The 24,831-nt window shown below is 69.7% G+C and carries 22 protein-coding genes; 17 read left to right on the top strand and 5 right to left on the bottom strand.

Translation table 11 applies throughout. From position 1 onward, the window contains the following. Nucleotides 1-187: 187 nt before the first annotated feature. The 5 genes from parC (at nucleotide 188) to leuA (ending at nucleotide 6,098) form a co-directional block, all read left to right on the top strand. Entirely contained in the window at nucleotides 188-2,440 is a 2,253-nt protein-coding gene (gene parC / locus QWY76_RS11980) for a DNA topoisomerase IV subunit A (protein WP_290311447.1), read from the top strand. A gap of 1 nt (nucleotide 2,441) precedes the next feature. Beyond that, entirely contained in the window at nucleotides 2,442-3,665 is a 1,224-nt protein-coding gene (serB, locus tag QWY76_RS11975) for a phosphoserine phosphatase SerB (protein WP_290311446.1), read from the top strand. 75 nt (nucleotides 3,666-3,740) lie between these two features. Next, nucleotides 3,741-3,998, top strand: a complete 258-nt coding sequence (locus QWY76_RS11970; RefSeq protein WP_290311445.1) for a TIGR02647 family protein — start codon at nucleotides 3,741-3,743, stop codon at nucleotides 3,996-3,998. A gap of 219 nt (nucleotides 3,999-4,217) precedes the next feature. Beyond that, entirely contained in the window at nucleotides 4,218-4,370 is a 153-nt protein-coding gene (locus tag QWY76_RS11965) for a hypothetical protein (RefSeq protein ID WP_290311444.1), read from the top strand. Nucleotides 4,371-4,391: 21 nt separating this feature from the next. Next, on the top strand, nucleotides 4,392-6,098 hold the full coding sequence (leuA, locus tag QWY76_RS11960; RefSeq protein WP_290311443.1) for a 2-isopropylmalate synthase: 1,707 nt from the start codon (nucleotides 4,392-4,394) through the stop codon (nucleotides 6,096-6,098). A 100-nt stretch (nucleotides 6,099-6,198) separates the two neighbouring features. Here leuA and epmB read toward each other — a convergent pair whose 3' ends face one another. Beyond that, nucleotides 6,199-7,224: an EF-P beta-lysylation protein EpmB gene (gene epmB / locus QWY76_RS11955; protein ID WP_290311442.1), complete on the bottom strand. Its 1,026-nt coding sequence runs from the start codon at nucleotides 7,222-7,224 to the stop codon at nucleotides 6,199-6,201. Between the two features lie 108 nt (nucleotides 7,225-7,332). Here epmB and efp point away from each other — a divergent pair, with 108 nt between their 5' ends. Then, complete coding sequence (efp, locus tag QWY76_RS11950) at nucleotides 7,333-7,899, top strand: elongation factor P (protein WP_290311441.1); 567 nt, start codon at nucleotides 7,333-7,335, stop codon at nucleotides 7,897-7,899. Between the two features lie 258 nt (nucleotides 7,900-8,157). Continuing rightward, a complete protein-coding gene (gene epmA, locus QWY76_RS11945) occupies nucleotides 8,158-9,132 on the top strand; it encodes an EF-P lysine aminoacylase EpmA (protein ID WP_290311440.1) in 975 nt (324 codons plus the stop codon). Nucleotides 9,133-9,291: 159 nt separating this feature from the next. Here the strand turns inward: epmA and asd are convergent, their stop codons facing one another. The 3 genes from asd to rsgA all read right to left on the bottom strand — a co-directional run bounded on the left by asd (nucleotide 9,292) and on the right by rsgA (nucleotide 12,180). Continuing rightward, on the bottom strand, nucleotides 9,292-10,173 hold the full coding sequence (asd, locus tag QWY76_RS11940) for an archaetidylserine decarboxylase (protein ID WP_290311439.1): 882 nt from the start codon (nucleotides 10,171-10,173) through the stop codon (nucleotides 9,292-9,294). Nucleotides 10,174-10,300: 127 nt separating this feature from the next. Continuing rightward, nucleotides 10,301-11,131 carry a sulfurtransferase gene (locus QWY76_RS11935; RefSeq protein ID WP_290311438.1) on the bottom strand — a complete coding sequence of 277 codons (831 nt, stop codon included), beginning with the start codon at nucleotides 11,129-11,131 and terminating at the stop codon, nucleotides 10,301-10,303. Nucleotides 11,132-11,166: 35 nt separating this feature from the next. Further along, nucleotides 11,167-12,180 (bottom strand): small ribosomal subunit biogenesis GTPase RsgA, encoded by a 1,014-nt coding sequence (gene rsgA, locus QWY76_RS11930; RefSeq protein WP_290311437.1) that lies wholly within the window; start codon nucleotides 12,178-12,180, stop codon nucleotides 11,167-11,169. 88 nt (nucleotides 12,181-12,268) lie between these two features. Between rsgA and orn the strand changes: the two genes are divergently transcribed. Beyond that, entirely contained in the window at nucleotides 12,269-12,862 is a 594-nt protein-coding gene (orn, locus tag QWY76_RS11925) for an oligoribonuclease (protein ID WP_290311436.1), read from the top strand. A 58-nt stretch (nucleotides 12,863-12,920) separates the two neighbouring features. Here the strand turns inward: orn and queG are convergent, their stop codons facing one another. Then, nucleotides 12,921-14,033: a tRNA epoxyqueuosine(34) reductase QueG gene (gene queG / locus QWY76_RS11920; RefSeq protein WP_290311435.1), complete on the bottom strand. Its 1,113-nt coding sequence runs from the start codon at nucleotides 14,031-14,033 to the stop codon at nucleotides 12,921-12,923. A 101-nt stretch (nucleotides 14,034-14,134) separates the two neighbouring features. On the opposite strand from queG, the gene QWY76_RS11915 reads away from it, so the two are divergent. The 9 genes from QWY76_RS11915 to hflC all read left to right on the top strand — a co-directional run bounded on the left by QWY76_RS11915 (nucleotide 14,135) and on the right by hflC (nucleotide 24,700). Beyond that, entirely contained in the window at nucleotides 14,135-15,670 is a 1,536-nt protein-coding gene (locus QWY76_RS11915; RefSeq protein ID WP_290311434.1) for an NAD(P)H-hydrate dehydratase, read from the top strand. Further along, nucleotides 15,651-16,154 carry a tRNA (adenosine(37)-N6)-threonylcarbamoyltransferase complex ATPase subunit type 1 TsaE gene (gene tsaE / locus QWY76_RS11910; RefSeq protein ID WP_290311433.1) on the top strand — a complete coding sequence of 168 codons (504 nt, stop codon included), beginning with the start codon at nucleotides 15,651-15,653 and terminating at the stop codon, nucleotides 16,152-16,154. The genes QWY76_RS11915 and tsaE overlap by 20 nt, the downstream gene beginning before the upstream one ends. Further along, nucleotides 16,151-17,602: an N-acetylmuramoyl-L-alanine amidase gene (locus QWY76_RS11905; RefSeq protein ID WP_290311432.1), complete on the top strand. Its 1,452-nt coding sequence runs from the start codon at nucleotides 16,151-16,153 to the stop codon at nucleotides 17,600-17,602. The genes tsaE and QWY76_RS11905 overlap by 4 nt, the downstream gene beginning before the upstream one ends. 116 nt (nucleotides 17,603-17,718) lie before the next feature. Then, nucleotides 17,719-19,671, top strand: coding sequence for a DNA mismatch repair endonuclease MutL (gene mutL / locus QWY76_RS11900; protein ID WP_290311431.1), 1,953 nt, complete (start codon nucleotides 17,719-17,721; stop codon nucleotides 19,669-19,671). A 170-nt stretch (nucleotides 19,672-19,841) separates the two neighbouring features. Next, on the top strand, nucleotides 19,842-20,780 hold the full coding sequence (miaA, locus tag QWY76_RS11895) for a tRNA (adenosine(37)-N6)-dimethylallyltransferase MiaA (protein WP_290311430.1): 939 nt from the start codon (nucleotides 19,842-19,844) through the stop codon (nucleotides 20,778-20,780). Between the two features lie 119 nt (nucleotides 20,781-20,899). After that, nucleotides 20,900-21,151 carry an RNA chaperone Hfq gene (gene hfq, locus QWY76_RS11890; protein WP_126485610.1) on the top strand — a complete coding sequence of 84 codons (252 nt, stop codon included), beginning with the start codon at nucleotides 20,900-20,902 and terminating at the stop codon, nucleotides 21,149-21,151. 8 nt (nucleotides 21,152-21,159) lie between these two features. Beyond that, nucleotides 21,160-22,476 (top strand): ribosome rescue GTPase HflX, encoded by a 1,317-nt coding sequence (gene hflX, locus QWY76_RS11885; RefSeq protein ID WP_290311429.1) that lies wholly within the window; start codon nucleotides 21,160-21,162, stop codon nucleotides 22,474-22,476. A gap of 119 nt (nucleotides 22,477-22,595) precedes the next feature. Continuing rightward, on the top strand, nucleotides 22,596-23,813 hold the full coding sequence (gene hflK, locus QWY76_RS11880) for an FtsH protease activity modulator HflK (RefSeq protein WP_290311428.1): 1,218 nt from the start codon (nucleotides 22,596-22,598) through the stop codon (nucleotides 23,811-23,813). A 2-nt stretch (nucleotides 23,814-23,815) separates the two neighbouring features. Further along, the gene (gene hflC, locus QWY76_RS11875; RefSeq protein WP_290311427.1) at nucleotides 23,816-24,700 is read left to right on the top strand and encodes a protease modulator HflC; all 885 of its coding nucleotides are present in this window, start codon (nucleotides 23,816-23,818) and stop codon (nucleotides 24,698-24,700) included. The last annotated feature ends 131 nt before the right edge of the window (nucleotides 24,701-24,831 follow it).

Raw genomic sequence — 24,831 nt, 5'->3', positions numbered from 1 at the left:
ATACTCATTTACGGCTCGTAAACTCGTGTGCGAGCCCAGTCCGTTTGTCGCTCACCGTTCGCCTTGTCTGACCGTCGCTCGGCTAGGTTCTCGGGCTCAGTGAAATGTGCAGTGAAGTCGCTTGCCGGGCAAGCCGCGAGGTAATGCAGCCAATGATTTATGGACACCCTGACCAAGGGCATAGCGTATGACCATGGATATCCAGGTGGCGGAGGGCGACGTCGAACGCCTGTCCCTTCGCGAGTACACCGAGAAGGCGTACCTCGACTACTCGATGTACGTCATCCTCGACCGGGCGTTGCCGCACATCGGCGACGGCATGAAGCCGGTCCAGCGGCGCATCGTCTATGCCATGCGCGAGCTGGCGCTCTCGGCCAGCGCCAAGTACAAGAAGTCGGCGCGTACCGTCGGCGACGTGCTGGGCAAGTTCCACCCCCACGGCGACAGTGCCTGCTACGAGGCCATGGTGCTGATGGCCCAGCCGTTCAGCTACCGCTATCCGCTGGTGGATGGCCAGGGCAACTGGGGCAGCCCCGACGATCCCAAGTCCTTCGCCGCCATGCGCTACACCGAGGCGCGGCTGTCCAAGTTCGCCGAGGTGCTGCTCAGCGAGCTCGGCCAGGGCACCGTGGACTGGACCCCCAACTTCGACGGCACCATGCAGGAGCCGGTGGTGCTGCCGGCCCGGCTGCCCCATGTGCTGCTCAACGGCGGCACCGGCATCGCCGTGGGCATGGCCACCGACATCCCGCCGCACAACGTGGGCGAGGTGGTCGAGGCCACCTGCCACCTGCTGCGCCACCCCGAGGCCACCACCACCGACCTGATGGGCTACCTGCCGGGGCCGGATTTTCCCACCGAGGCCGAGATCATTACCCCGCGGGCCGAGCTGCGCAAGGTCTACGAGGCCGGCCGCGGCTCGGTGAAGATGCGCGCCCGCTACACCCGGGAGGAGGGCAGCGTGGTGATCACCGCGCTGCCCTATCAGGTCAGCGGCGCCAAGGTGCTCGAGCAGATCGCCGGCCAGATGCAGGCCAAGAAGCTGCCCATGGTCGCCGACCTGCGCGACGAGTCGACGCACGAGGAGCCCACCCGGCTGGTGATCGAGCCGCGCTCCAACCGGGTCGACATCGAGGCGCTGATGGCGCACCTGTTCGCCACCACCGACCTCGAGAAGAACGCCCGCATCAACATGAACGTGATCGGCCTCGACGGCCGGCCACGGGTGCTGCCGTTGCCCGAGCTGCTCGGCGAGTGGCTGCGCTTCCGGCGCAGCACCGTGCGCCGGCGCCTCGAGCATCGCCTGGGCAAGGTCCAGGATCGGCTGCATATCCTCGAGGGCCTGCTGGCCGCCTACCTCAACATCGACGAGGTGATCCGCATCATCCGCGAGGAGGACGAGCCCAAGGCCGCGCTGATCGAGGCCTTCGGGCTCAGCGATCGCCAGGCCGAGGCGATCCTCGAGCTGCGCCTGCGCCACCTGGCCAAGCTCGAGGAGATGAAGATCCGTGGCGAGCAGGACGACCTCGAGGCCGAGCGGGCGCGCCTGGAGGAGCTGCTGGGCTCCGAGGCCAAGCTCACCGACCTGATCGAGGAAGAGCTGCGCGCCGCCGCCCAGGACTACGGCGACCCGCGCCGCTCGCCACTGGTCGAGCGCGAGGAGGCGAAGGCGCTCTCCGAGGTCGAGCTGGTCGGCGCCGACCCGGTCACCGTGGTGCTCTCCGAGAAGGGCTGGATCCGCAGCGCCAAGGGCCATGACATCGATCCGGCGGGGCTGTCCTACAAGGCCGGCGACCGCTTCCACCTCGCCGCCCGCGGCAAGACCAACCAGCCGCTGGTGCTGCTCGACGACACCGGGCGCACCTATACCCTCAGCGCCCACAACCTGCCCAGCGCCCGGAGCCAGGGCGAGCCGGTCACCGGGCGGGTCAACGTGGCGGCCGGGGCGCACATGGCCGGGGTGCTGCTGGGCCCGCCGGCCACCCGCTACCTGCTGGCCTCCGACGGTGGCTACGGCTTCGTCGCCCGCCTCGAGGCCCTGATTGGCAAGAACAAGTCGGGCAAGGCGGTGCTCTCGGTGCCCAAGGGCTGCAGCGTGGTGCCGCCGCTGGTCATCCCCGAGGGCGACGGGGTGAGCGTGGCGGCGGTGTCCAACGAGGGCCGCCTGCTGGTCTTCCCGCTGGATCAGTTGCCGGAGCTCGCCAAGGGCAAGGGCAACAAGATGCTCGACATCCCCGGGGCCCGGGCCGCCCGCCGCGAGGAGTTCCTGCGCGACCTGGCGCTGCTGGCCCCCGGCCAGGCGCTGGTGGTGCACGCCGGCAAGCGCAAGCTGACGCTGAAGGCCGCCGATCTCGACTACTATCGGGGAGAGCGCGGTCGCCGCGGCAGCAAGTTGCCCCGTGGCCTGCAGAAGGTCGATCGACTCGAGACGGAAGACTGACATGACACGACGACTACTGATTCGCGCCACCGGCCCGGCGCGGCCCGGCCAGCTCGCCGGCCTGGGCCGCGCCCTGGCGGTCAGCGGGGCGCGCCTGCTGGACATCAACCAGAGCGTGACCTTCGGCATCCTCTCGCTGGAGGCCCTGGTGGGGCTCGACCGCGAGGCCGACCTGGAGGGGGCGCTGGCCGCCGCCGGGGACAGCCTCGGCCTGGACGTCCAGGCGATGCAGGTCAGCGCCGAGGACTACCACCGCTGGAGCGTGCAGGCCAGCCAGCCGCGCCTGATCCTGACCCTGCTGGCGCCGCACCTGCCGGCGGGGATCCTCGCCGAGGTGGGGGCGCTGACCGCCGAGCAGGGCCTGACCGTGGAGCTGATCCACCGCCTCTCCGGCCGCGAGCCGCTGGACGGCGGGGTGCCCGGCGAGCATGACGCCATCCGGGGCGCCTGCGTCGAGTGCTGGCTGCGCGGCGAGGACATCGACCTCGAGGCCCTGCGCGAGAAGGCCCTGGCGCTGGGCGCGGCCCACGGCGTCGACATCGCCCTGCAGGAGGATTCCATCTGGCGCCGTCATCGTCGCCTGGTGTGCTTCGACATGGACTCGACGCTGATCCAGGCCGAGGTCATCGACGAGCTGGCGCGCCGCCACGGGGTCTATGACGAGGTGGCCGAGGTCACCGAACGGGCCATGCGCGGCGAGCTGGACTTCCAGCAGAGCTTCCGTGAGCGCATGAGCAAGCTGCGCGGCCTCGAGGAATCGGTGCTCGCCGAGATCGCCGAGGAGCTGCCGCTGATGGATGGCCTGGAGCGGCTGATGCACCACCTCAAGCGCCTGGGCTACCGCACCGCCATCCTCTCCGGTGGCTTCACCTACTTTGCCCGTCACCTGCAGGAGAGGCTCGGCTTCGACGAGGTGCACGCCAACGAGCTGGTGATCGAGGACGGCCGGGTGACCGGCGAGGTGAGAGAGCCGATCCTCGACGCCGACCGCAAGGCGCTGCTGCTGCGCGAGATCGCCGCGCGCGAGGGGCTGACCATGGAGCAGACCATCGCCGTGGGCGACGGCGCCAACGACCTCAAGATGCTGGCCGCGGCCGGCCTCGGCATCGCCTTCCGGGCCAAGCCGCTGGTCCGCCAGCAGGCGCGTCACTCGATCTCGACCCTGGGGCTGGACGCCGTGCTCTACCTGATCGGCTATCGGCAGGGGGACCTGGAGGCCTCGTGAGGCGGTTTTCGCTGGCACCGCGAGGCCGGTCGCGGTAGCGTCGGGGGGCATCCCAACACGCCCAAGGAACGCGCCATGACCCAGCCTCGCTATACCCCGGAACTGCTCGTCGAGCTCAACGTGCTCCGCCTGTTCAGCCCGGTCAACCACCAGGAGGGCATCAAGGTGCACTCGAGCGCCGAGCCGTCGATGATCGCCGCCACCCAGCGGCTGTTTGGCAAGGGCCTGGTCACCCAGGCCGATGGCGGCTACCTGACCGTCCTGGGCCAGGAGGCGGCCGACCATGCCCGCGACCTGCTGACCCTGCTCGACGCGGCCGAGGTGACCACCTGACCCCGCGCCGACAGGCCCGAGGGGAGGGGCTCGTCGGAGTCCATGGCGGGGTCGGCGAGGCGGGAAAGTTGACAAGCCGCGCCCGGCCTGATTTTCTAGGCACATGAACATGACATCGTACGACCTCGTCCTCGACCTACGACTACTAGCCCGCCGCTGAGCGCGCCGGGCGATGCCGTCTGCATCGCCCATCTGTCACGGTCGAATCGAGGTTGTCACATGTCCACTATCCCCTATGCCATTGCCATGACCATCGTCACCATCCCCGGGTCGCGTGCCGTCCGCCGTACGGGCGCGATGCCGATGGTCGACACCGTACACCGCGACGACGCCCCGCCTGCCCCCCGGCAGGCGGGGCGTCGCCGTTTCTGACTGCCGCCGGAGACCGCCGCCATGATGCTCGACAACCCTTCCACCAAGTACCGCCCCTTCGTGGCCGTCGACCTGCCCGATCGCCAGTGGCCGAGCCGGCGCATCGAGGCGCCGCCCCAGTGGTGCGCCGTCGACCTGCGTGACGGCAACCAGGCGCTGATCGACCCGATGGATCAGGAGCGCAAGCAGCGCTTCTTCGACCTGCTGGTGAAGATCGGCTTCAAGCAGATCGAGGTGGGCTTCCCCTCGGCCTCCCAGACCGACTTCGACTTCGTCCGCTCGCTGATCGACAACGACAAGGTCCCGGACGACGTGCACATCCAGGTGCTGACCCAGGCGCGGCCGCATCTGATCGACCGCACCTTCGAGGCGCTCGAGGGGGCGAGGAATGCCATCGTCCACGTCTACAACGCCACCGATCCGGTGTTCCGCCGGGTGGTGTTCAACGTCAATCAGGCCGAGTGCATCCAGATCGCCGTGGACGCCACCACCCGGATCCGCGAGCACATGGCGGCGGCGCCGGAGACCCACTGGACCTTCCAGTACTCCCCGGAGCTGTTCTCCACCACCGAGATGGATTTCGCCGTGGAGATCGTCGATGCCGTGGAGGCGACCTACGGCGGCAGCGTCGACAAGCCGATGATCGTCAACCTGCCGGCCACCGTGGAGTGCGCGACCCCCAACAACTACGCCGATCAGATCGAGTGGTTCTGTCGCCACGTCGCCCATCGCGACCACCTGATCGTCAGCGTGCACCCGCACAACGACCGCGGTACCGGCGTGGCCGCGGCGGAACTGGCGGTGATGGCCGGCGCCGACCGCGTCGAGGGCTGCCTGTTCGGCAACGGCGAGCGTACCGGCAACGTCGATCTCGTCACCCTGGCCATGAACCTCTACACCCAGGGCGTGCATCCGCGGCTCGACTTCTCCAACATCACGCCGATCATGCGCGAGGTGGAGTACTGCAACCAGCTGCCGGTGCACCCGCGCCATCCCTACGTGGGCGACCTGGTGTTCACCGCCTTCTCCGGCTCCCACCAGGACGCCATCAAGAAGGGCATGGCCGCGCGCCGCGAGAGTCCGGACGGCGTCTGGGAGGTGCCGTACCTGCCGATCGACCCGCTCGACGTGGGCCGCAGCTACGAGGCGGTGATCCGCGTCAACAGCCAGTCCGGCAAGGGCGGGATCTCCTACCTGCTGGAGCAGGAGCACGGCATCGAGCTGCCGCGCCGGCTGTCCATCGAGTTCAGCCAGGTGGTCCAGGAGGTCGCCGACCGCCTGGGCAAGGAGATCACCTCCGAGATGATCTACCAGGCCTTCATCGACGAGTACCTCGAGCAGCGCGCCCCCTTCGCCCTGGTCAGCCACCGCATGGCCTCCGAGCCGGACAGCCCCACGGTGTCCCTCGAGGCGACCATCGAGGAGCGCGGCGAGCGGCGCACCATCCAGGGCCAAGGCAACGGGCCGCTGGCGGCCTTCATCAAGGCCCTGGCCGCCGAGGGGCATGACGTCGAGATCATCGACTACCACGAGCACTCCCGCGGCCAGGGCGCCGATGCCGAGGCCATCGCCTACGTCGAGGTGCGCGTCGGCGGCGAGGCGGTGTTCGGCGTGGGCACCGACGAGAGCATCACCAGCGCCTCCATCAAGGGCGTGATGAGCGCCATCAACCGCAAGCTCTCCACCGAGGCCCCGGCGGCCAACGTCACCGCCGAGACATTGGCTTGAAGCCATAAGCGGGAAGCTTAAAGACACCCCGATAAACCCAGCCCCCATGTCGACTCCTCGGCATGGGGGCTGGGTTGTCTTTGGGCTTCGAGCTTGCGACTTACAGGGGCGTCTTGCTGGCCTCGCCGGGCACCTCGCGGACCAGGGTCGGCATCAGGAAGCCCGGTAACCACTTGCGCAACTCGGCGACCAGCTGGCGTGCCGTGGCGTCGTCCACCTCGAAATGGGCGGCACCGGCCACCGGGTCCAGCACGTGCAGGTAGTAGGGCAGCACGCCCGCCTCGAAGAGCCGCTCGGACAGCACGGCGAGGCTGTCGACGTCATCGTTGACGCCGCGCAGCAGCACGCTCTGGTTGAGCAGGGTCACGCCGGCCTCGCGCAGCCGCCGGCAGGCCGCGATCACCGCGTCGTCGATCTCCTGGGCGTGGTTGATGTGCAGCACCATGACCGCCTGCAGCCGGGTGGCGCCGAGCCAGGCGAGCAGGGACTCGTCGATGCGGTCGGGAATCACCACCGGCAGGCGGGTATGGATACGCAGCCGCTTGAGGTGGGGGATGGCCTCGAGGCGGGCCACCAGCCAGGCCAGCTGGCGGTCGCTGGCCGCCAGGGGGTCGCCGCCGGAGAGGATGGCCTCGCGGATGGAGCCATCAGCGCGCAGGTACTCCAGGGTCTCGTCCCACTGGGACCGCGAGGGCGCGTTCTCCTCGTAGGGGAAATGGCGGCGGAAGCAGTAGCGGCAATTCACCGCGCAGGCGGGACTGGTGATCAGCAGCACCCGGCCGGCGTACTTGTGGATCAGGCCGCGCCTGGGGGAATGCTCGGCCTCCTCCAGGGGATCGACCACGTAACCGGGGGTCGCCCGGGCCTCCGCGTCGAGCGGCAGCACCTGGCGCAGCAGCGGGTCGTCTGGGTCGCCGGGGCGGATCCGCGCCAGGTAGGCCTCGGGCACGCGCACCGCGAAGAGCCCGTGGCCGGTCTCGGCGCCTGGCCACCAGGCCGGGGCCAGGCCCAGGCGTCGGCACAGCTCCCGGGGGTCGCGGACGGCACCGCTGAGCTGCGCCTGCCAGTGGCCGCCGGCGGCCTCGGGCGCCTGACGCTGCAAAGGGACGGGGCTTCGGGTTATCATGCGACACACCAGTCAATGCGGGCGAGGGCGAGGCCCTCGACGAAGATCATCTTGCATCGCGCGCCCCCGGTCACGGCCGGCGGCGCGCTCGAATATGGGTAAAGCATCATGGCGAACTATTCTACCAACGAATTCAAGGGCGGTCTGAAGGTCATGCTGGACGGTGACCCCTGCGCCATCGTCGAGAACGAATTCGTCAAGCCGGGCAAGGGCCAGGCCTTCAACCGCGTCAAGCTGCGCAACCTGATGACCGGTCGGGTCTGGGAACGGACCTTCAAGTCCGGCGAATCCCTGGAAGGTGCCGACGTCCTCGAGCTGGAGATGGAGTATCTCTACAACGACGGCGAGATGTGGTACTTCATGCTCACCGACGGTTCCTTCGAGCAGTACCCGGTGGAGAAGAAGGCCCTGGGCGACACCGAGAAGTGGCTCAAGGAGCAGGTCGCCTACACCGTGACCCTGTGGAACGACAACGTCATCAACGTCACCCCGCCGAACTTCATCGAGCTCGAGGTCACCGAGACCGACCCGGGCCTCAAGGGCGACACCGCCCAGGGCGGCTCCAAGCCGGCGACCCTGTCCTCCGGCGCCGTGGTACGCGTGCCGCTGTTCATCAACCAGGGCGAAGTGCTGAAGGTCGACACGCGCTCCGGCGAGTACGTCTCCCGCGCCTGATTGTACTGGGCTACGGGCTACGGGCTACGGGCTGCGGACTGCGGACTGCGGACTGCGGGCTGCGGGTTACGGGCTACGAGCGGCGCAGGGGACAGGGCATAGCGGACCTCTTTTTCAGGGATGAAAAAGCTAGCGCCCAGGGACGGGTTCACAGCGTGTCCGCTTAGACCTGCCGCCGACAAGCCGCGCTTCCGCGCAGTGTACTGAAGGCCACGCTGGTTTCTGGCGTGGCCTTCGTCGTTTCTGGAGGAGACAAAGATGACCATCGACTGGCGGCCCACGGCCGAGATCGACACGTTGCGGGAGCGGGCGCGGCTGATCGGCGAGGTGCGGGCCTTCTTCGCCGAGCGTGGCGTCTGGGAGGTGGAGACGCCGGTGCTCGGCCACGGCGGCAGCACCGACCTGCACCTGGCCTCGCTTTCCTGCGAGGCGACCACCCCGGCGGGCCGGGAGCGGCTCTGGCTGCAGACCTCGCCGGAGTTCCATATGAAGCGCCTGCTGGCCGCCGGCAGCGGGCCGATCTTCCAGATCGCCCGCAGTTTCCGCGACGGCGAGGTGGGGCGCCGGCACAACCTCGAGTTCACCATGCTGGAGTGGTATCGCCCGGGACTGGACCTGGACGGGCTGATCGAGGAGACCGGCGCGCTGATCCGCCGGGTGCTGCCAACCGATCCCGGCCCGACGCACCGCCGGCGCTATCGCGAGCTGTTCCGCGAGACCCTGGCGCTCGATCCCTTCACCGAGTCCCTGGAGGCCCTGCGCCGGCTGGCCGCAGAAAAGGGCGGGCTGGACATGGCGGAGGCGCCCCGGGACGACTGCCTGGACCTGCTGATGAGCCTGGCCATCGAGCCGGGCCTGGGCCGGGACGGGCTCGACGTGGTGGTCGACTACCCGGCCAGCCAGGCGGCCCTCGCCCGGCGCCACCGCGACGCCGAGGACGGCGAGTGGGTGGCCTCGCGGTTCGAGGTCTACCGGGATGGCCTGGAACTCGCCAACGGCTACGACGAGCTGACCGATGGCGACGAGCAGCGCGCCCGCTTCGCGGAGGACAATGCCGCCCGCCGCGCCTTCGGCCTGCCCGAGGTGGACGTCGACCAGCGCCTGCTGGCGGCCCTGGCCGCCGGCATGCCCGAGGGCAGCGGCGTGGCCCTGGGCCTCGACCGCCTGATCCAGCTGGCACTCGGCAAGGCCAGCGTGGCCGAGGTGATGGCCTTTGCCACGCCGAGTGCCTGACGGCTTGGCTCAGCAGTAGGTCGGATAGGCCGAAGGCGCATCCGACATCTTCGGGCGGGCTTGCTATCGTCGGGTGCGCTCGCAGGCTCGCTTACCCGACCTGCATGGCTTTCCCCGGATCGTGGAAGGAACCCTGAGCCGCTTCCCGCGGCTCTTCCATCAGGAAGGGCTCGATGCCGCTTCCTGGCGAGGCGTGGTACCTCGCTTCTCGTCGAAGACGCCCAGCCGCTGGCCCATGCGCACCTTGCCCTCCACCTCGAGGGCGTCGAAGGCGACCGGATCGGCGAAGGCCATCACCACGGTGGAGCCGAGCTTGAAGCGGCCCATCTCCTCGCCCTTCTCCAGCCGCACCGGGGTGTCGAAGCGGATCCGCTGCACCTCGCCGGACAGCGGCGTGACCTGGCCGGCCCACACCGTCTCGATGGCGGCGACGATCATCGCGCCGACCAGCACCAGGGCCATGGGGCCGTGCTCGGTGTCGAAGTGGCAGACCAGCCGCTCGTTGCGGGCGAAGAGGTTGGGCACGTGATGGGTGGTGGCGGCATTCACCGAGAACAGCCGGCCGGGCACGTAGACCATCTCGCGCAGGGTCCCGCCGAGCGGCATGTGCACGCGATGGTAGTCGCTCGGCGACAGGTAGACGGTGGCGAAGCTGCCGTCGTGGAAGCGCCCGGCGGCCTCCAGGTCGCCGCCCAGCAGGTCGGCGGCGGTGAAGTCATGCCCCTTGGCCTGGATCAGCCGGCCATGGCCGATGGCGCCGAACCGCGAGAGGGTGCCGTCGGCGGGGGAGACCAGCCCCTCGCCGATGGGCCGGGCGCCATCCTTCAGCGGCCGGGTGAAGAAGGCGTTGAAGCTCGGGTAGGCGCCGGGATCGGGCTCGTGGGCCTCGCCCATGTCGACCTTGAACTGGCGGATGAAGGCGCGGATGGCGAGGTCCTTGAGCCAGCGCACTCGGCAGTCGGCGAGGCGCCCCACCAGGCGCGAGAGCAGGTGATGGGGCAGCGGGTACTGGATCAGGGCAAACAGCTTGGCTGGGGTCACGAAGGAGTCATTCCTCAAGGGGGAAGTTGGAAGAAATGAAGAGGGAAGAAGGAAGAGGAGAGCTCGGCCCTTCCCGGTGCGAAGCACCGATCTTCCTTCTTCAAGCGGCGCAGCCGCGTCTTCCCGCTTATTTTTCGATCGGCGTATCGTCGCGGTTGCCCCATTCCTGCCAGGAGCCGGCATAGCCGCGCATCTTCTCGAAGCCCAGCGCCTTGCCCACCAGCCAGGTGAGGCCGCTGCGGTGATGGCTCTGGCAGTGGGTGACCACCTCCATGTCCGGGGTCAGGCCCAGGGCCTCGAGTTCGGTGATCAGCTCCGCGTAGTCGCGCAGGCGCAGGTCGCGGTCCTTGTCCATGGCGTCGGTCCAGTCGAGGTTGACCGCCCCGGGGATATGGCCAAGCCGCTTGTTGTTGCCCTTCTCGCCGTCGTATTCGGCCCGGGAGCGGGCATCCCAGACGGCGAAGCCCTTGTCGCCCAGGCGCTCCTGGAGCTCGGCCCGGTCGATGGCCACCTCGGGATGGAGGATCTCGGCCTCGTAGTCGCTGGGCGTCGGCGAGGCGGGTTCGGTGGACAGCGGCAGGCCGGCGGCCCGCCAGGCGTGGATGCCGCCGTTGAGGTAGGAGTAGCGGGTATGGCCGATCAGCTCCAGGGTCCACAGCAGCCGGCCGGCCCAGCCGCCACCCTCGTCGTCGTAGGCCACCACATGGGTGTCCCGGGTCAGGCCCAGCGACGAGAACAGCCGCGACAGGGCGGCTTCGTCGGGCACCTCGTTGGGCACCTCGCCCTCGCCGCGCAGCAGGCGCCTGAAGTCCAGGTAGACGGCACCCGGCACATGGCCCTGTTCATGGCTCTCGGCCTTCAGCGGCACGTCGATGACCAGCAGGGATGGGGCATCCAGGTGCTCGGCGAGCTGCTCGGGCTCGACGATCAGCGGCAGCAGGTTGGCTTCGGAACTCATGGCGCTCTCCTCGCTCGGGGTATTTCGTCTTTATCTCAAGTCTCGTCGAGACTGTCGACGATGCGTCGGTAACTGGCGAAGCGATCGGCGTGGATCCTGCCGTCATCCACGGCCTCGATCAGCGCGCAGCCCGGCTCCTGGCGGTGGCGGCAATCGCGGAAGCGACAGTGCCCGAGCAGGTCGCGGAACTCGATGAAGCCCTCGGCCACCTGGCCCTCGTCCAGGTGGGTCAGGCCGAACTCGCGGATACCCGGAGAGTCGATCAGCTCGCCGCCGCTCGGCATGCGGTAGAGCCTGGCGGTGGTGGTGGTATGGCGGCCCTTGCGCGAGTCCTCGGACAGCGCCCCGATGCGCAGCTGCTCATCGGGCAGCAGGCGGTCGATGAGCGAGGACTTGCCGACCCCGCTCTGGCCGACGAACACCGAGGTGCATCCGGCGAGGCGCGCATGCAGGGCATCGAGGCCATCCGCCCGGGCGGTGGTGGTGGTCACCACCGGGTAGCCCAGGGCCTCGTAGCGGGCGAGCAGCGCGCGCAGGGGGCCGCCCTGGGCCGGCAGCAGGTCGATCTTGTTGAGCACCAGCACCGGGGCGATCCCGGTGGCCTCGGCGGCCACCAGGTAGCGATCGATGAGGTTGGCGTGGGGCTCGGGCTCCACGGCGAAGACGATCAGGATCTGGTCGATGTTGGCGGCCACCGGCTTGAGCTGGCCCCGGGCGTCGGGACGCTCCAGCACGCTGTCGCGCGCCCCGCGGGCCACCACCACGCCGCTGCCGTCCTGACCGGCTCGCCAGATCACCCGGTCGCCGGTGACCAGCCCCTCCAGGTTGGCGCGCAGGTGGCAGCGCACCGGCTCCCCGTCGTCGTCGGGTGCCACCTCCAGGGTGCGCCCGAAGTGGGCGGTCACCCGGCCCTGTTGCTCGGGGCCGTATTCCCCGGCGGCCAGCTTCTCGTCGTCCTGGTCGCCGCGCCGTTCGGCCCGCCTGGCCCGCTCGGCCTGGATCTTCTCGATGCGCCAGCGCTGCTGGCGGCTCAACTTGCGTTTGCTCATGAGGGCCCGAAGGTCGGTACAATGGCGGCATTGTACTCACCAACGGGCCCGGCTGTCGTCAGCCATCCGCCCCCGCAAGGAAGGCCCCATGTCCGCGACACAAGACACTCAGGACCCGCGCGCCCAGCGCCTGGTATGGATCGACCTGGAGATGACCGGGCTCGACCCCAATCGCGAGCGCATCATCGAGGTGGCCACCCTGGTCACCGATGCCGACCTCAACGTCGTCGCCGAGGGCCCCGTGCTCGCCGTGCACCAGTCCGACGGCCTGCTCGAGGCCATGGACGACTGGAACCAGAAGACCCACGGCGCCTCGGGGCTGGTCACGCGGGTCAAGGAGAGCCGCGTGGATACCGCCGAGGCCGAGCGCCAGACGCTCGCCTTCCTCAACGAGCACGTCGCGCCCGGCACCTCGCCCATGTGCGGCAACAGCGTGCATCAGGACCGCCGCTTCCTGGAGCGCGAGATGCCCGAACTGCTGGCCTTCTTCCACTATCGCAACCTGGACGTCTCGACGCTGAAGGAACTGGCCAAGCGCTGGAACCCCGGGGCCCTGGTCGGCTTCAGCAAGCGCAACGTCCACCTGGCCATGGACGACATCAAGGAATCCATCGCCGAGCTGACCCACTACCGCCGGACCTTCCTGCGCCTCGATGACGAAAGCGACGACGAGGAGGAGTAGTCGGGCCTGAGGGGAGACGCGCGAGGAGTGAGGGGGGGATGGCGCCTCTGCTCATGCCTTACCCCTCACCCGTGACGGCGATCAGCCGTTGCCGCTTCTCCCGCTGGCGGTCGAGCGCCCAGCGCACATGCTCGCGGACCAGCTCCGAGGGGTAGGGCAGGCGGGCGCGCAGGGCGGCCTCCACCGTCTCGCTCCAGGGCGCGTTGCCGAGGCCCACGGCCAGGTTGCGCAGCCAGCGTTCGTAGCCGATCCGCCGGATGGGGCTGCCGGCGGTCCTGTCCAGGAACTCGGCCTCGCTCCAGGCGAACAGCGTGGTGAGGTCGGCCCTGTCCAGGTCATGGCGGGGGGCGAAGTCGTCTTCCCGGGTGGCCCGGGTGAAGCGGGTGAAGGGGCAGACCAGCTGGCAGTCGTCGCAGCCGAAGACCCGATTGCCCATGGCGGCGCGGAATGCCTCGGGGATGGGACCGTGCAGCTCGATGGTGTGGTAGGAGATGCAGCGCCGCGCATCGACGACCCTGTCCTCGACGATGGCGTCGGTGGGACAGGCGCTGCGGCAGGCGCTGCAGCTGCCGCAGTGCTCGGCCTCGAAGGGCGCGTCCACCGGTAGTGGCAGGTCGGTATAGAGCTCGCCGAGAAAGAACAGCGAGCCGGCCCGGGGATTGAGCAGCATGGCGTTCTTGCCGACCCAGCCGAGGCCGGCCTTGCGCGCCAGGGCCCGCTCCATCACCGGCGCGGAATCGACGAAGGCCCGGTAGCCGAAGGGGCCGACCGCGTCCTCGATCTGCCCGGCCAGCGTCGCCAGGCGCTTGCGCATCAGCTTGTGGTAGTCGCGTCCCACCGCGTAGCGCGACACGTAGGCCTTCTCCGGACGGGCGAGCATCCGGGTCGTCTCCACCTCGGCGGGCAGGTAGTCCAGGCGCACGCTGATCACCCGCACCGTGCCCGGCACCAGCTCCTCCGGGCGGGTGCGCTTGGTGCCGTGCCTGGCCATGAAGCCCATCTCGCCGTGGTGGCCGGCGTCGAGCCAGCGCTGCAGGCGAGCCTCGTCCGCGGCGAGGTCGACATCGGTGATGCCCACCTGCTGGAAGCCGAGCTCGCGGCCCCAGGTCTTGATCAGCTCGGCCAGGCGATGCAGGTCGGGCGCGTCGCCGGCGGGAGACGGCTGGGTCATGATCGAGAAAACACCATGCAGGATAGCGCCGCGACGCTTGGCGCCGGGCGGGAGAAGACGACACACTCATGGTAAAGCATCGCGTTAAGGGGAGACAGCGCATGGCCGGGCCGTCGCAGGACCGACATCTCGAGGGGCGTCCACTCTACCGGGCCGAACAGGTCCGCGAGCTGGACCGGCGCACCATCGCCGCCGGCATCGAGGGCTTCGCCCTGATGCAACGGGCCGCCGCCGCCGCCTGGCAGGACTTCCGCGAGGCCTGGCCTCAGGCGCGCTCGCTCAGCGTGCTGTGTGGCGGTGGCAATAACGGCGGTGACGGCCATGTGCTGGCGGCCCTGGCCGCCGCCGAGGGCCTCGAGGTCCAGCGCGTGGTCGTCAAGCCCGTCGAGGCACTCTCGGGCGACGCGCGTCGGGCCGCCGACATGGCCAGTGCCGCCGGCGTCGGCCTCGAGCCCTGGCAGCCGGGCCTGGCGTTGAGCGGCGAGGTGCTGGTGGATGCGCTGCTCGGCACCGGGCTCGCCGGCGCGGTGCGCGGTGAGATGCGCGACGCCATCGCCGCGCTCAACGCCGCGGGCCAGCCGGTGCTGGCCATCGACATCCCCTCCGGGCTGCACGCCGACAGCGGTGCCGAGCTCGGCATTGCGGTCAAGGCCGAGCGGACCGTTACCTTTATCGGCGACAAGTTGGGGCTGCACACCGGCCGCGCCCCGGCGCTGACCGGCCGGCTGAGCTTGCGTGACCTCGATGCCCCGGCCGAGGCGGCCGCGGGCCTGGTCCCGGCGGCCCTGCTGCTCGAGCGCACGATGATCGCCGCGGCGCTGCCGCCACGGCCCCGGGACGCCCACAAGGGCACGGCGGGCCATGCCCTGGTACTGGGCGGCGCGCCGGGCTTCGGCGGGGCGGCCCTGCTGGCCGCCGAACACGCCGCGCGGCTGGGCGCCGGCAAGGTGAGCCTGGCCACGGCGCCGGAGCACGTGACGGCAAGCCTGGTACGCCGTCCCGAGGTGATGGTGCACGGCGTGCGCGGGGCCGCCGACCTCGGCGAGCTGCCCCGCCAGGCGGACGTGCTGGTGGTGGGGCCGGGCCTGGGCCAGGGCAGCTGGGGCCAGGCCATGCTCCAGGCGGCACTCGGCTCCGGCCGGCCGCTGGTGGTGGACGCCGATGGCCTCAACCTGCTGGCCGCGCGTTTCCCCGGGCAGCAGCGCGACGACTGGATCCTGACCCCGCATCCCGGTGAGGCCGGGCGCCTGCTGGGCATCGGTCCCGCCGAGGTGGAGGCCGACCGACCGGCGGCGGCGCTCGCCCTGCAGCGTCGCTTCGGCGGCGTGGTGGTGCTCAAGGGCGCCGGTAGCCTGGTGGCGGGCCCCTCAGGCCTGGCGGTCTGCCCCTACGGCAATCCCGGCATGGCCAGCGGCGGCATGGGCGATGCGCTGTCCGGCATCCTGGGCGCCTTGCTGGCCCAGGGACTAAGCTTGGAAACCGCCGCCCGCCTCGGCGTCCTGGTGCATGCGCTGGCCGCCGATATGGCGGCCGCCGAGGGGGGAGAGCGTGGCTTGCTGGCCGGCGATCTGGCATCCTGTGCGCGAATTCTGGCCAACCCGACGATGGGCGAAGACGATGCAGCTGCGACTCGATGACGAAGACCGCCAGGTGGCCTTCGGCGAAGCCCTGGGACGCGCCCTGATGGGCCGGGGTCGCCTGCACCTCGACGGCGAGCTGGGGGCCGGCAAGACGACCCTCACTCGCGGCATCCTGCGTGCCTATGGCCATCGTGGCGCGGTGAAGAGCCCCACCTACACCCTGGTGGAGCCCTACGAGCTGCACGCCGCCCGGGTCAATCATTTCGACCTCTATCGCCTGGGGGATCCCGAGGAGCTGGAGTTCATCGGCGGTCGCGACCTGCTGGCCGAGGACGCCCTGTGCGTGATCGAGTGGCCGGCCCGGGGCGAGGGCTGGCTGCCCACGCCGGACCTGGTGGTCCGCCTGGAGGTGGCCGACCACGGCCGCCGGGCCTGCCTCGCCGCGCACAGCGACCAGGGTCGCCGGGTGCTGGCGCGTCTGGCCGCCGATCCGGCACTGGCGGATTGCCGCCTCGCCAGGGAGGGTGACGACGTCTCATGAGGAAGGGAAGCCTGCGTTCCCGGCTGCTCGGCTGGCTCTCGCCGCTGGCCCTGCTCGCCCCAGGCGCGGCCGAGGCGGCCAGCGTCGACAACCTGCGCCTCTGGGCGGCGCCGGATCATGCCCGCCTGGTCTTCGATCTCTCTGCCCCGGCCGAGGCGGAGGTCTTCGCCCTGGACGATCCGCGGCGGCTGGTCATCGACCTGCGCGACAGCCGGCTCAACGCCGATCTATCGCGGCTCGACCTCGAGGGCAGCGCCATCCGCGAGGTGCGCAGCGGCATCCGTGACGGCGATGACCTGCGGGTGGTGCTGGAGCTGTCCCGGGCGATCGAGCCGCGCCACTTCACCCTGGCCCCCAACGAGCAGTATGGCCATCGCCTGGTGGTGGACCTCGAGTACCCGGGCGAGAGCGCCGTGGAGGACCCCATCGACCCCATCGAGTCGATGATCCGCGAGCAGGAGATCGCCGCCGAACGGGCCCAGGCCGAGGCCGTGGCCGAGGGGCGCGATCCGGCCTCGGTGGCGCCGGTGCTGGAGCCTGCCCAGCCCCACCCCAAGCGTGACATCATCGTCGCGGTGGATGCCGGGCATGGCGGCGAGGACCCGGGCGCCATGGGGCCCAGCGGGACCCGCGAGAAGGACGTGGTGCTCGAGATGGCCGACCGGCTGGCGCGGCTGATCAACGCAGCCGAGGGCTTCAGGGCGGTGATGATCCGCGACGGCGACTACTACGTGGGGCTGCGTCAGCGGACCCGTATCGCCCGGGAGCAGAAGGCCGACTTCTTCGTCTCGATCCACGCCGACGCCTTCAACAGCCCGCGGCCCCACGGCAGCTCCGTCTACGCGCTCTCCCAGCGCGGCGCCACCTCCGAGACCGCCCAGTGGCTGGCCGCCACCGAGAACAACGCGGACCTGATCGGCGGGGTGGATGGCAACCTCTCCCTGGACGACAAGGACGAGGTACTGCGCGGCGTGCTGCTGGACCTGACCATGACCGCCACCCTCAACGACTCCCTGACCATCGGGGGCCAGGTGCTGGACCGGCTGGGCCGGGTCAACGAGCTGCACAAGTCCCGGGTCGAGCAGGCCGGCTTCGTGGTGCTCAAGTCGCCGGACATCCCCTCGCTGCTGGTGGAGACCGGCTTCATCTCCAACCCCGACGAGGAACGCCGCCTGCGCGACGGCGGCTACCAGCAGCGCATGGTCGAGGCGGTCTTCGGCGGCATCCGGGCGCACTTCCAGCGCAACCCGCCCCCGGCCAGCCTGCTGGCCTGGCAGCGCGACCAGGGGCGCGATACCGCCGGCAACGAGTACCGCATCCAGCCGGGGGATACCCTCTCCGAGATCGCCGCGCGCCACGAGGTCCCGGTGGCTCAACTGCGCCAGGCCAACGAGCTCGACGGCGATGTCATCCGGGTCGGCCAGGTGCTGCGGATACCACAGTCCTAGAGGGAATAGGGAAGAGGTGAAGAGGACGGAACCCGGGGGTTCTTCCCTCGTCCAGGCGCGCAGCGCCAGTCTTCCATCCTGGAGTGGCGTAGCCGCTTCTAGTAGCTTGGAGTGATATGACAGACAGCCGACACATCCGGATCCTCGATCCCCGCCTCGCCAACCAGATCGCCGCCGGCGAGGTGGTCGAGCGCCCGGCCTCGGTGGTCAAGGAGCTGATCGAGAACGCCATCGACGCCGGCAGCCGGCGCATCGAGGTGGAGCTCGAGGCCGGTGGTGCGCGCCTGATCCGGGTGCGCGATGATGGCTCCGGCATCGACGAGGACGACCTGCCGCTGGCGCTGTCGCGCCACGCCACCAGCAAGATCGCCTCCCTCGAGGACCTCGAGGGAGTGGCCAGCCTGGGCTTTCGCGGCGAGGCCCTGGCCTCGATCAGCTCGGTCTCGCGGCTGGAGCTGATGTCCAACGTCGCGGAGGACCCCACCGGCGGCTGGCGCGTGGTGGTGGAGGGACGCCGCATGGAGCCGCGGGTCTCGCCCTCGCCGCATCCCCGGGGGACCTCGGTGACGGTGCGTGACCTGTTCTTCAATACCCCGGCACGGCGCAAGTTCCTGCGCACCGAGAAGACCGAATTCGGCCACGTCGAGGAGGCCTTTCGCCGTCAGGCCCTGTCGCGGCTGGATATCGGCTGGGTGCTGCGCCACAACCAGAAGACCGTCCACCAGCTGCGTCCCGGCGACGACCTGGTCGGTCACGAGCGGCGCCTCCAGGCGCTGCTCGGCAAGGCCTTCCTGGACAATGCCCTGCACCTCGACCTGGAGGTCGGCGGACTGCGCCTGTGGGGCTGGGTGGGGCTGCCCACCCATTCCCGGGCTCAGGCCGACCAGCAGTACTTCTTCGTCAATGGCCGGGTGGTTCGCGACCGGCTGGTGGCCCATGCCATTCGCCAGGCTTACCGGGACGTGCTCTTCCATGGCCGGCATCCGGTGTTCGTGCTCTACCTCGAGGTCGATCCCTCGGTGGTGGACGTCAACGTCCATCCCACCAAGCACGAGGTGCGCTTCCGGGACGGGCGCATGGTTCACGACTTCCTGTTCTCCAGTCTGCACCGGGCGCTGGGCGAGGCCCGCCCCGGCACCCAGGACGAGGACGGCGGGACCCCGGCCGAGGCGGCAGAGGACGCCGGCTCGGCGACACCGGCGGGCGGCGAGCACCGTGTGGCGGAGGCCGCCGGGCGCTGGCAGCAGCAGCCCATGGCCCTGCCGGGCCGCGAGGAGGAGGGTGGCCAGAAGGTGACGCCCGATCGCGTTCGGGCCTTCATGGAAGGCTACCGGGCCCTGCATCCCGACCACGAGGACAGCCTGCTGACGCCCCAGCCGGCCGCGCCCGGGGCCGGCGGGGCCGCCGCCGACGTGGCGCTGGCCGAGCGCGAGGCCCAGGCCGTGCGGCCGCGCCCGGCGATGCCGGCGGAGGACGATACCCGGGCCCCGCCCCTGGGCTATGCCGTGGCCCAGCTGCATGGCATCTACATCCTCTCCCAGACCGAGCGGGGCCTGGTGGTGGTGGACATGCATGCCGCCCACGAGCGGATCGTCTACGAGCGCATGAAGACCCAGGTCCACGGCGGGGCGCTGGAGGCCCAGCCGCTGCTGGTGCCGGTGTCGCTGGCCGCCAGCGCCGCCGAGGTGGCCACCGCCGAGGCCGAGCGCGAGGCCTTCTCGCGCCTCGGGGTGGAGCTCGATGTGGCGGGCCCCGAGACCCTGCTGGTCCGGCAGGTGCCGACCCTGCTGGTCGATGCCGACGTGGAGCCGCTGATCCGCGACATGCTCGGCGACCTCGAGCGCTACGGCCGCTCCGACCGGCTCGAGGCCCATATCAACGAGCTGCTGGCCACCATGGCCTGCCATGGCAGCGTGCGCGCCAACCGCCAGCTGACCCTGGAGGAGATGAACGCCCTGCTGCGCGACATGGAGCGCACCGAGCGCAGCGGCCAGTGCAACCATGGCCGGCCCACCTGGACCGAGATGAGCATGAAGGAACTGGATCGCTTGTTCCTTAGGGGACAATAAACGACAAACTGCCACCCGAGTGGCGAGAAGCGCCGGGGGCAGACCGAAGAGGAGGTCCTACGCCAAGGATGGCGTCGGTAGCGCCCAGGGACGGGTTCACAGCGCCTCCTCGCAGGTCTGCCACCGGGTCAGCTTCTCATCGACAAGCCAAGAGAATGCCCGAACAGCCCATGTCCGACACCCGCCCCCCCGCCATCTTCCTGATGGGCCCCACCGCCACCGGCAAGACCGATCTCGCCATCGCCTTGCACGAGCGGCTGGGCTGCGAGCTGATCAGCGTCGACTCGGCGATGGTCTATCGCGGCATGGACATCGGCAGCGCCAAGCCGTCCGCGGAGGAGCTGGCCCGGGCCCCACACCGATTGATCGACATCCGTGACCCGGCCGAGCCCTACTCGGCGGCGGAGTTCCGCGAGGACGCCCGCCGCGAGATGTCGGCCATCACCGCCGCCGGCCGGGTGCCGCTGCTGGTGGGGGGCACCATGATGTACTTCCAGCGGCTCCAGCAGGGCGTGGCCAACCTGCCCTCGGCGGATCCGGCCGTGCGCGCCGAACTGGAACGCCACGCCGAGCACCTCGGCCTGGCCGGCCTCCACGCGGAGCTGGCCCGGGTCGACCCGGCCGCCGCCGCGCGGATCCACCCCAACGATCCCCAGCGCCTGATGCGGGCCCTCGAGGTCTATCGCGTCAGTGGCCGATCGCTCACCGAACTCTGGGAGGCGCAGTGCCCGGAAACCTTTCCCTGGCGCACGCTGTCGATAGGGCTCGCCCCTGGCGATCGAGGCGTGTTGCATGAGCGTATCGCACGGCGCTTCGATGCCATGCTCGCGGCGGGCTTCCTCGACGAGCTGGCGGGCCTCCGGGCCCGCGGTGATCTGCACCCGCGGCTGCCATCGATGAAGAGCGTGGGCTATCGTCAGGGGTGGGCGTACCTGGAGGGCCGCGTCGACCGGGAGACGTTCCGCCACCGTGGCATCGTCGCCACCCGTCAGCTGGCCAAGCGACAGCTGACCTGGATGCGGCGCTGGCCCGGGCTGTGCCGGGTCGACAGCCTGGGTGCCGATCCCCTCGGCGAGGTCCTGAAACTGGTGCGCGAATTCGGTAGTTAGCGTAAGATGAGCGTTTCGAGTGGCCGTTTGAACGGGCCCGTCGGTCAATCCGTGTCGTCCCTCCGGGGGCGAGCACCAAAAAATACTATCCATCCCAGAGACAATTCACGGAGAGCAACATGTCCAAAGGGCAGTCCCTTCAAGACCCGTACCTGAACATCCTGCGCAAGGAGCGCATTCCGGTATCGATCTTCCTGGTCAATGGCATCAAGTTGCAGGGACAGATCGAATCCTTCGACCAGTTCGTCATCCTGCTGCGCAACACCGTCAGCCAGATGGTCTACAAGCATGCCATCTCCACGGTCGTGCCGTCGCGCAACGTGCGCCTGCCGGCCCCTGACGCCCCGGCGCCGTCGGACAGCAACGCGTGAGGTACTGATTGTTTTTCGAACGACCCGACGCCGGCGAGACGGCGGTACTCGTCCATGTCGACTTCCAGGACGAGCATGAGCGCGAGGACCCCGGTGAGTTCCTCGAACTCGTGCGCTCGGCCGGCGCGGAGCCGGCCACTCTGCTCAGCGGCAGCCGCGGGCGGCCCGACCCGCGGTCCTTCATCGGCTCGGGCAAGGTCGAGGAGCTCCGTGAGGCCCTGGCGGTCCATGATGCCGAGCTGGTGATCTTCAACCATGCCCTGAGCCCCTCCCAGGAGCGCAACCTCGAGCAGTCGCTCAAGTGTCGCGTGCTCGATCGTACCGGGCTGATCCTCGATATCTTCGCCCAGCGGGCGCGGACCCACGAGGGCAAGCTGCAGGTGGAGCTGGCCCAGCTGGAGTACATGTCGACCCGGCTGGTGCGCGGCTGGACCCACCTGGAGCGGCAGAAGGGCGGCATCGGCCTGCGCGGGCCGGGGGAAACCCAGCTCGAGACCGACCGACGGCTGCTGCGCGGCCGCATCAAGGCGATCCACAAGCGCCTCGACAAGGTGCGCAGCCAGCGCAGCCAGAACCGTCGGGCGCGTTCCCGGGCCGAGATTCCCAGCGTCTCCCTGGTCGGCTACACCAACGCCGGCAAGTCGACGCTGTTCAACGCCCTGACCGCCTCGAGGGTCTATGCGGCCGACCAGCTCTTCGCTACCCTCGACCCGACGCTGCGGCGCCTGGAGGTCGAGGACGTCGGGCCGGTGGTGCTGGCCGACACCGTGGGCTTCATCCGGCACCTGCCCCACAAGCTGGTGGAGGCCTTTCAGGCCACCCTCCAGGAAGCCGCCGAGGCGAGCCTGCTGGTCCACGTGATCGACGCGGCCGACCCGGACCGCGAACTCAACGTCGATCAGGTGGAAGGCGTGCTGGACGAGATCGGCGCCCTGGACGTGCCGACCCTCAAGGTGATGAACAAGATCGACCTGCTCGACAGCGCCCCGCGCATCGAGCGCGACGGCGAGGGACGCCCCGAGGTGGTGTGGCTCTCCGCCCGGCAGGACCGGGGGCTCGAGCTGCTCGAACAGGCGCTCTCCGAGTGCCTGGCCGACGATATCATCGACTTCGACGTCACCCTGGCCCCGGAGCAGGGCAGGCTGCGCGCCGGGCTGCACGAGCTGGGAGCGGTGCGCGAGGAACGCTTCGACGACCAGGGACGCACCCTGCTGGAGGTCCGTCTGCCGCGGCGTGACTTCCTGCAGCTGATGGCACGCCTCGGCGAGCGGGCCGACGACTACCTGCCCGTGGCGCTGCAGGATCGCCCCGTATGGGAACAATGAGTCGCCTTCGGGCGCCGGCCGGTGCCGCCAGGCAGCGGCCGGCGCCACAAGGATCGCAACCGATGCCCATCGCCCGAGGACCCGGTGCGGTGGAACGCAACGCATAGTGGAGACGACGTATGGCCTGGAATGAGCCCGGTGGCGGCAACCAGCACGACCCCTGGAGCGGGGGAGGGCGCCGTGGCGGCAACGGCGGTGGAGGCAAGGGCGGTGGCAACCAGGGGCCCCCCGACCTCGACGAGGCCCTGAAGAAGTTTCAGGACAAGCTCAACAGCATGCTGGGCGGGCGCGGCAAGCGCGGCGGCGGCGGGTCGGGCGGCGGCAAGCCGCGCAACGCCTTCGCCCTGCCGGGGCTGCTGCTGATCGTGGCCCTGGCCATCTGGGCGGCCTCCGGCTTCTATCTGGTCGATCAGTCCGAGCGTGGCGTGGTGCTGCGCTTCGGCAAGTTCCAGGAAGTGGTGACCCCGGGCCTGCAGTGGAACCCGCCGCTGATCGATGACGTGCGGATGGTCAACGTGACCCGGGTGCGCTCGATCACTCAGACCCAGTCGATGCTGACCCAGGACGAGAACATCGTCTCCGTGGAAATGTCGGCGCAGTACCAGGTCGCCGATCCTCGCGGCTATGTGCTCAACGTGCGCGACCCCGAGCTCTCCCTCGAGAACGCCCTGGACTCCGCCCTGCGTCACGTGGTCGGCGGTACCGACATGATCGACATCCTGACCTCCGGCCGCGAGATCCTCGGCACCGCGGTGGCCAGCCGGTTGCAGTCCTACCTGGACAGCTACGGCACCGGCATCCGCCTGCAGACGCTGAACGTCGAGTCCACCTCGCCGCCCGACGCGGTCCAGGACGCCTTCGACGACGTCATTCGCGCCCGTGAGGACCGCCAGCGCACCATCAACCAGGCCATGGCCTATGCCAACGCCGTGATCCCGGCCGCCCAGGGCCAGGCCCAGCGGATCGTCGAGCAGGGCCAGGGCTATCGCGAGTCGGTGGTGGCCGAGGCCCGCGGGCAGGCCAACCGCTTCAACGCGCTGCTGACCCAGTACCTGAACGCCCCGGCGATCATGCGCGAACGCCTCTACCTCGACACCATTTCCGAGGTCTATGGCGAGACGTCCAAGGTCATGGTGGATGTGAACAACGAGGGCCCGCTGATGGTGCTGCCGATGGACCGCCTGCGTCGTGGTGTCACCGGCACCGCGAGCCAGGGTAGCGACGACTCGGAGTCGCTGGATCCCCAGATCCTCGAGTACCTGCGCGGCAGCCAGTCGTCCGCCGACAGCGGCAACCGCAACTCCAGCAGCAACGGAATCCGCAGGGAGGGCCGTTAATCATGATCAACAACCGATCCCTGCTCATCGTCGGCGGCCTGGCCGCCGCGGCCTGGCTGGCCAGCAACAGCCTCTACGTGGTCGACGAGACCGAACGGGCGGTGAAGCTGCGCTTCGGCGAGGTGATCGAGGAGAACATCCAGCCGGGGCTGCACGTCAAGATCCCGATCACCCAGACGATCCGCAAGTTCGATACCCGGGTGCTGACCCTGGACACCGATGCCAGCCGCTACCTGACCCTCGAGCAGAAGGCGGTGATCGTCGACTCCTACGTCAAGTGGCAGGTGGTCAATCCGACCCGCTACTACGAGGCCACGGCCGGTGACGAGCTGCAGGCGGTGCGGCTGATCCAGCCGCGGGTCGACGAGAGCCTGCGTAACGAGTTCGGTCGCCTGAACCTGCAGCAGATCATCTCCGAGAAGCGCGATGAGCTGATGACCGGGCCCACCCGGGATCTCGATGAGCTGATGCGCGAGGAACTCGGCGTGGCCATCCTCGATATCCGCGTCAAGCGCATCGACCTGCCCGAGGACGTCTCCTCGGCGGTCTATGACCGCATGCGCTCCGAACGCGAGCGGGAGGCCCGCGAGTGGCGCGCCCAGGGGCAGGAAGAGGCCGAACGCATCCGCGCCAACGCCGACCGTCGCCGGCAGGTGCTGCTGGCCCAGGCCAACGAGCGCTCCCAGACCCTGCGCGGCGAGGGCGACGCCGAGGCGGCGGCGATCTTCTCCGAGGCCTACGGCAAGGACGAGGAGTTCTTCTCCTTCTGGCGCAGCCTCGAGGGCTACCGGTCGAGCTTCCAGGGCGACGGCAACATGCTGGTGCTGGATCCCTCCAGCGACTTCTTCCAGTACCTCAAGAGTCCCATGCCCCAGTCCGACGAGTGACGGCCATGGGGGCGGCCCGTGCCGCCCCCATGGGGTTCATCCCGCCCCCAAACGTGATAGACTCCTGTAACCGGGCGTGGCCCGGTTTTTTTGTGGCCTCTCCACTCCCGGCAATCCCTCTCCGGCGTCCC

Origin of the sequence: Halomonas maura (assembly GCF_030409305.1) — a bacterium.
Taxonomy (GTDB): Bacteria; Pseudomonadota; Gammaproteobacteria; order Pseudomonadales; family Halomonadaceae; genus Halomonas; species Halomonas maura.
The sequence above is the reverse complement of the archived record's forward strand: the minus strand, read 5'-3'. Positions and strand labels throughout refer to the sequence as shown.

What these genes read in the sequence shown, in the direction of transcription:
- parC (WP_290311447.1), top strand. Translation starts at nt 188, where the DNA reads ATGACCATGGATATCCAGGTGGCGGAGGGCGACGTCGAACGCCTGTCC.
- serB (WP_290311446.1), top strand. Translation starts at nt 2,442, where the DNA reads ATGACACGACGACTACTGATTCGCGCCACCGGCCCGGCGCGGCCCGGC.
- QWY76_RS11970 (WP_290311445.1), top strand. Translation starts at nt 3,741, where the DNA reads ATGACCCAGCCTCGCTATACCCCGGAACTGCTCGTCGAGCTCAACGTG.
- QWY76_RS11965 (WP_290311444.1), top strand. Translation starts at nt 4,218, where the DNA reads ATGTCCACTATCCCCTATGCCATTGCCATGACCATCGTCACCATCCCC.
- leuA (WP_290311443.1), top strand. Translation starts at nt 4,392, where the DNA reads ATGATGCTCGACAACCCTTCCACCAAGTACCGCCCCTTCGTGGCCGTC.
- epmB (WP_290311442.1), bottom strand. Translation starts at nt 7,224, where the DNA reads ATGATAACCCGAAGCCCCGTCCCTTTGCAGCGTCAGGCGCCCGAGGCC.
- efp (WP_290311441.1), top strand. Translation starts at nt 7,333, where the DNA reads ATGGCGAACTATTCTACCAACGAATTCAAGGGCGGTCTGAAGGTCATG.
- epmA (WP_290311440.1), top strand. Translation starts at nt 8,158, where the DNA reads ATGACCATCGACTGGCGGCCCACGGCCGAGATCGACACGTTGCGGGAG.
- QWY76_RS11935 (WP_290311438.1), bottom strand. Translation starts at nt 11,131, where the DNA reads ATGAGTTCCGAAGCCAACCTGCTGCCGCTGATCGTCGAGCCCGAGCAG.
- rsgA (WP_290311437.1), bottom strand. Translation starts at nt 12,180, where the DNA reads ATGAGCAAACGCAAGTTGAGCCGCCAGCAGCGCTGGCGCATCGAGAAG.
- orn (WP_290311436.1), top strand. Translation starts at nt 12,269, where the DNA reads ATGTCCGCGACACAAGACACTCAGGACCCGCGCGCCCAGCGCCTGGTA.
- queG (WP_290311435.1), bottom strand. Translation starts at nt 14,033, where the DNA reads ATGACCCAGCCGTCTCCCGCCGGCGACGCGCCCGACCTGCATCGCCTG.
- QWY76_RS11915 (WP_290311434.1), top strand. Translation starts at nt 14,135, where the DNA reads ATGGCCGGGCCGTCGCAGGACCGACATCTCGAGGGGCGTCCACTCTAC.
- tsaE (WP_290311433.1), top strand. Translation starts at nt 15,651, where the DNA reads ATGCAGCTGCGACTCGATGACGAAGACCGCCAGGTGGCCTTCGGCGAA.
- QWY76_RS11905 (WP_290311432.1), top strand. Translation starts at nt 16,151, where the DNA reads ATGAGGAAGGGAAGCCTGCGTTCCCGGCTGCTCGGCTGGCTCTCGCCG.
- mutL (WP_290311431.1), top strand. Translation starts at nt 17,719, where the DNA reads ATGACAGACAGCCGACACATCCGGATCCTCGATCCCCGCCTCGCCAAC.
- miaA (WP_290311430.1), top strand. Translation starts at nt 19,842, where the DNA reads ATGTCCGACACCCGCCCCCCCGCCATCTTCCTGATGGGCCCCACCGCC.
- hfq (WP_126485610.1), top strand. Translation starts at nt 20,900, where the DNA reads ATGTCCAAAGGGCAGTCCCTTCAAGACCCGTACCTGAACATCCTGCGC.
- hflK (WP_290311428.1), top strand. Translation starts at nt 22,596, where the DNA reads ATGGCCTGGAATGAGCCCGGTGGCGGCAACCAGCACGACCCCTGGAGC.
- hflC (WP_290311427.1), top strand. Translation starts at nt 23,816, where the DNA reads ATGATCAACAACCGATCCCTGCTCATCGTCGGCGGCCTGGCCGCCGCG.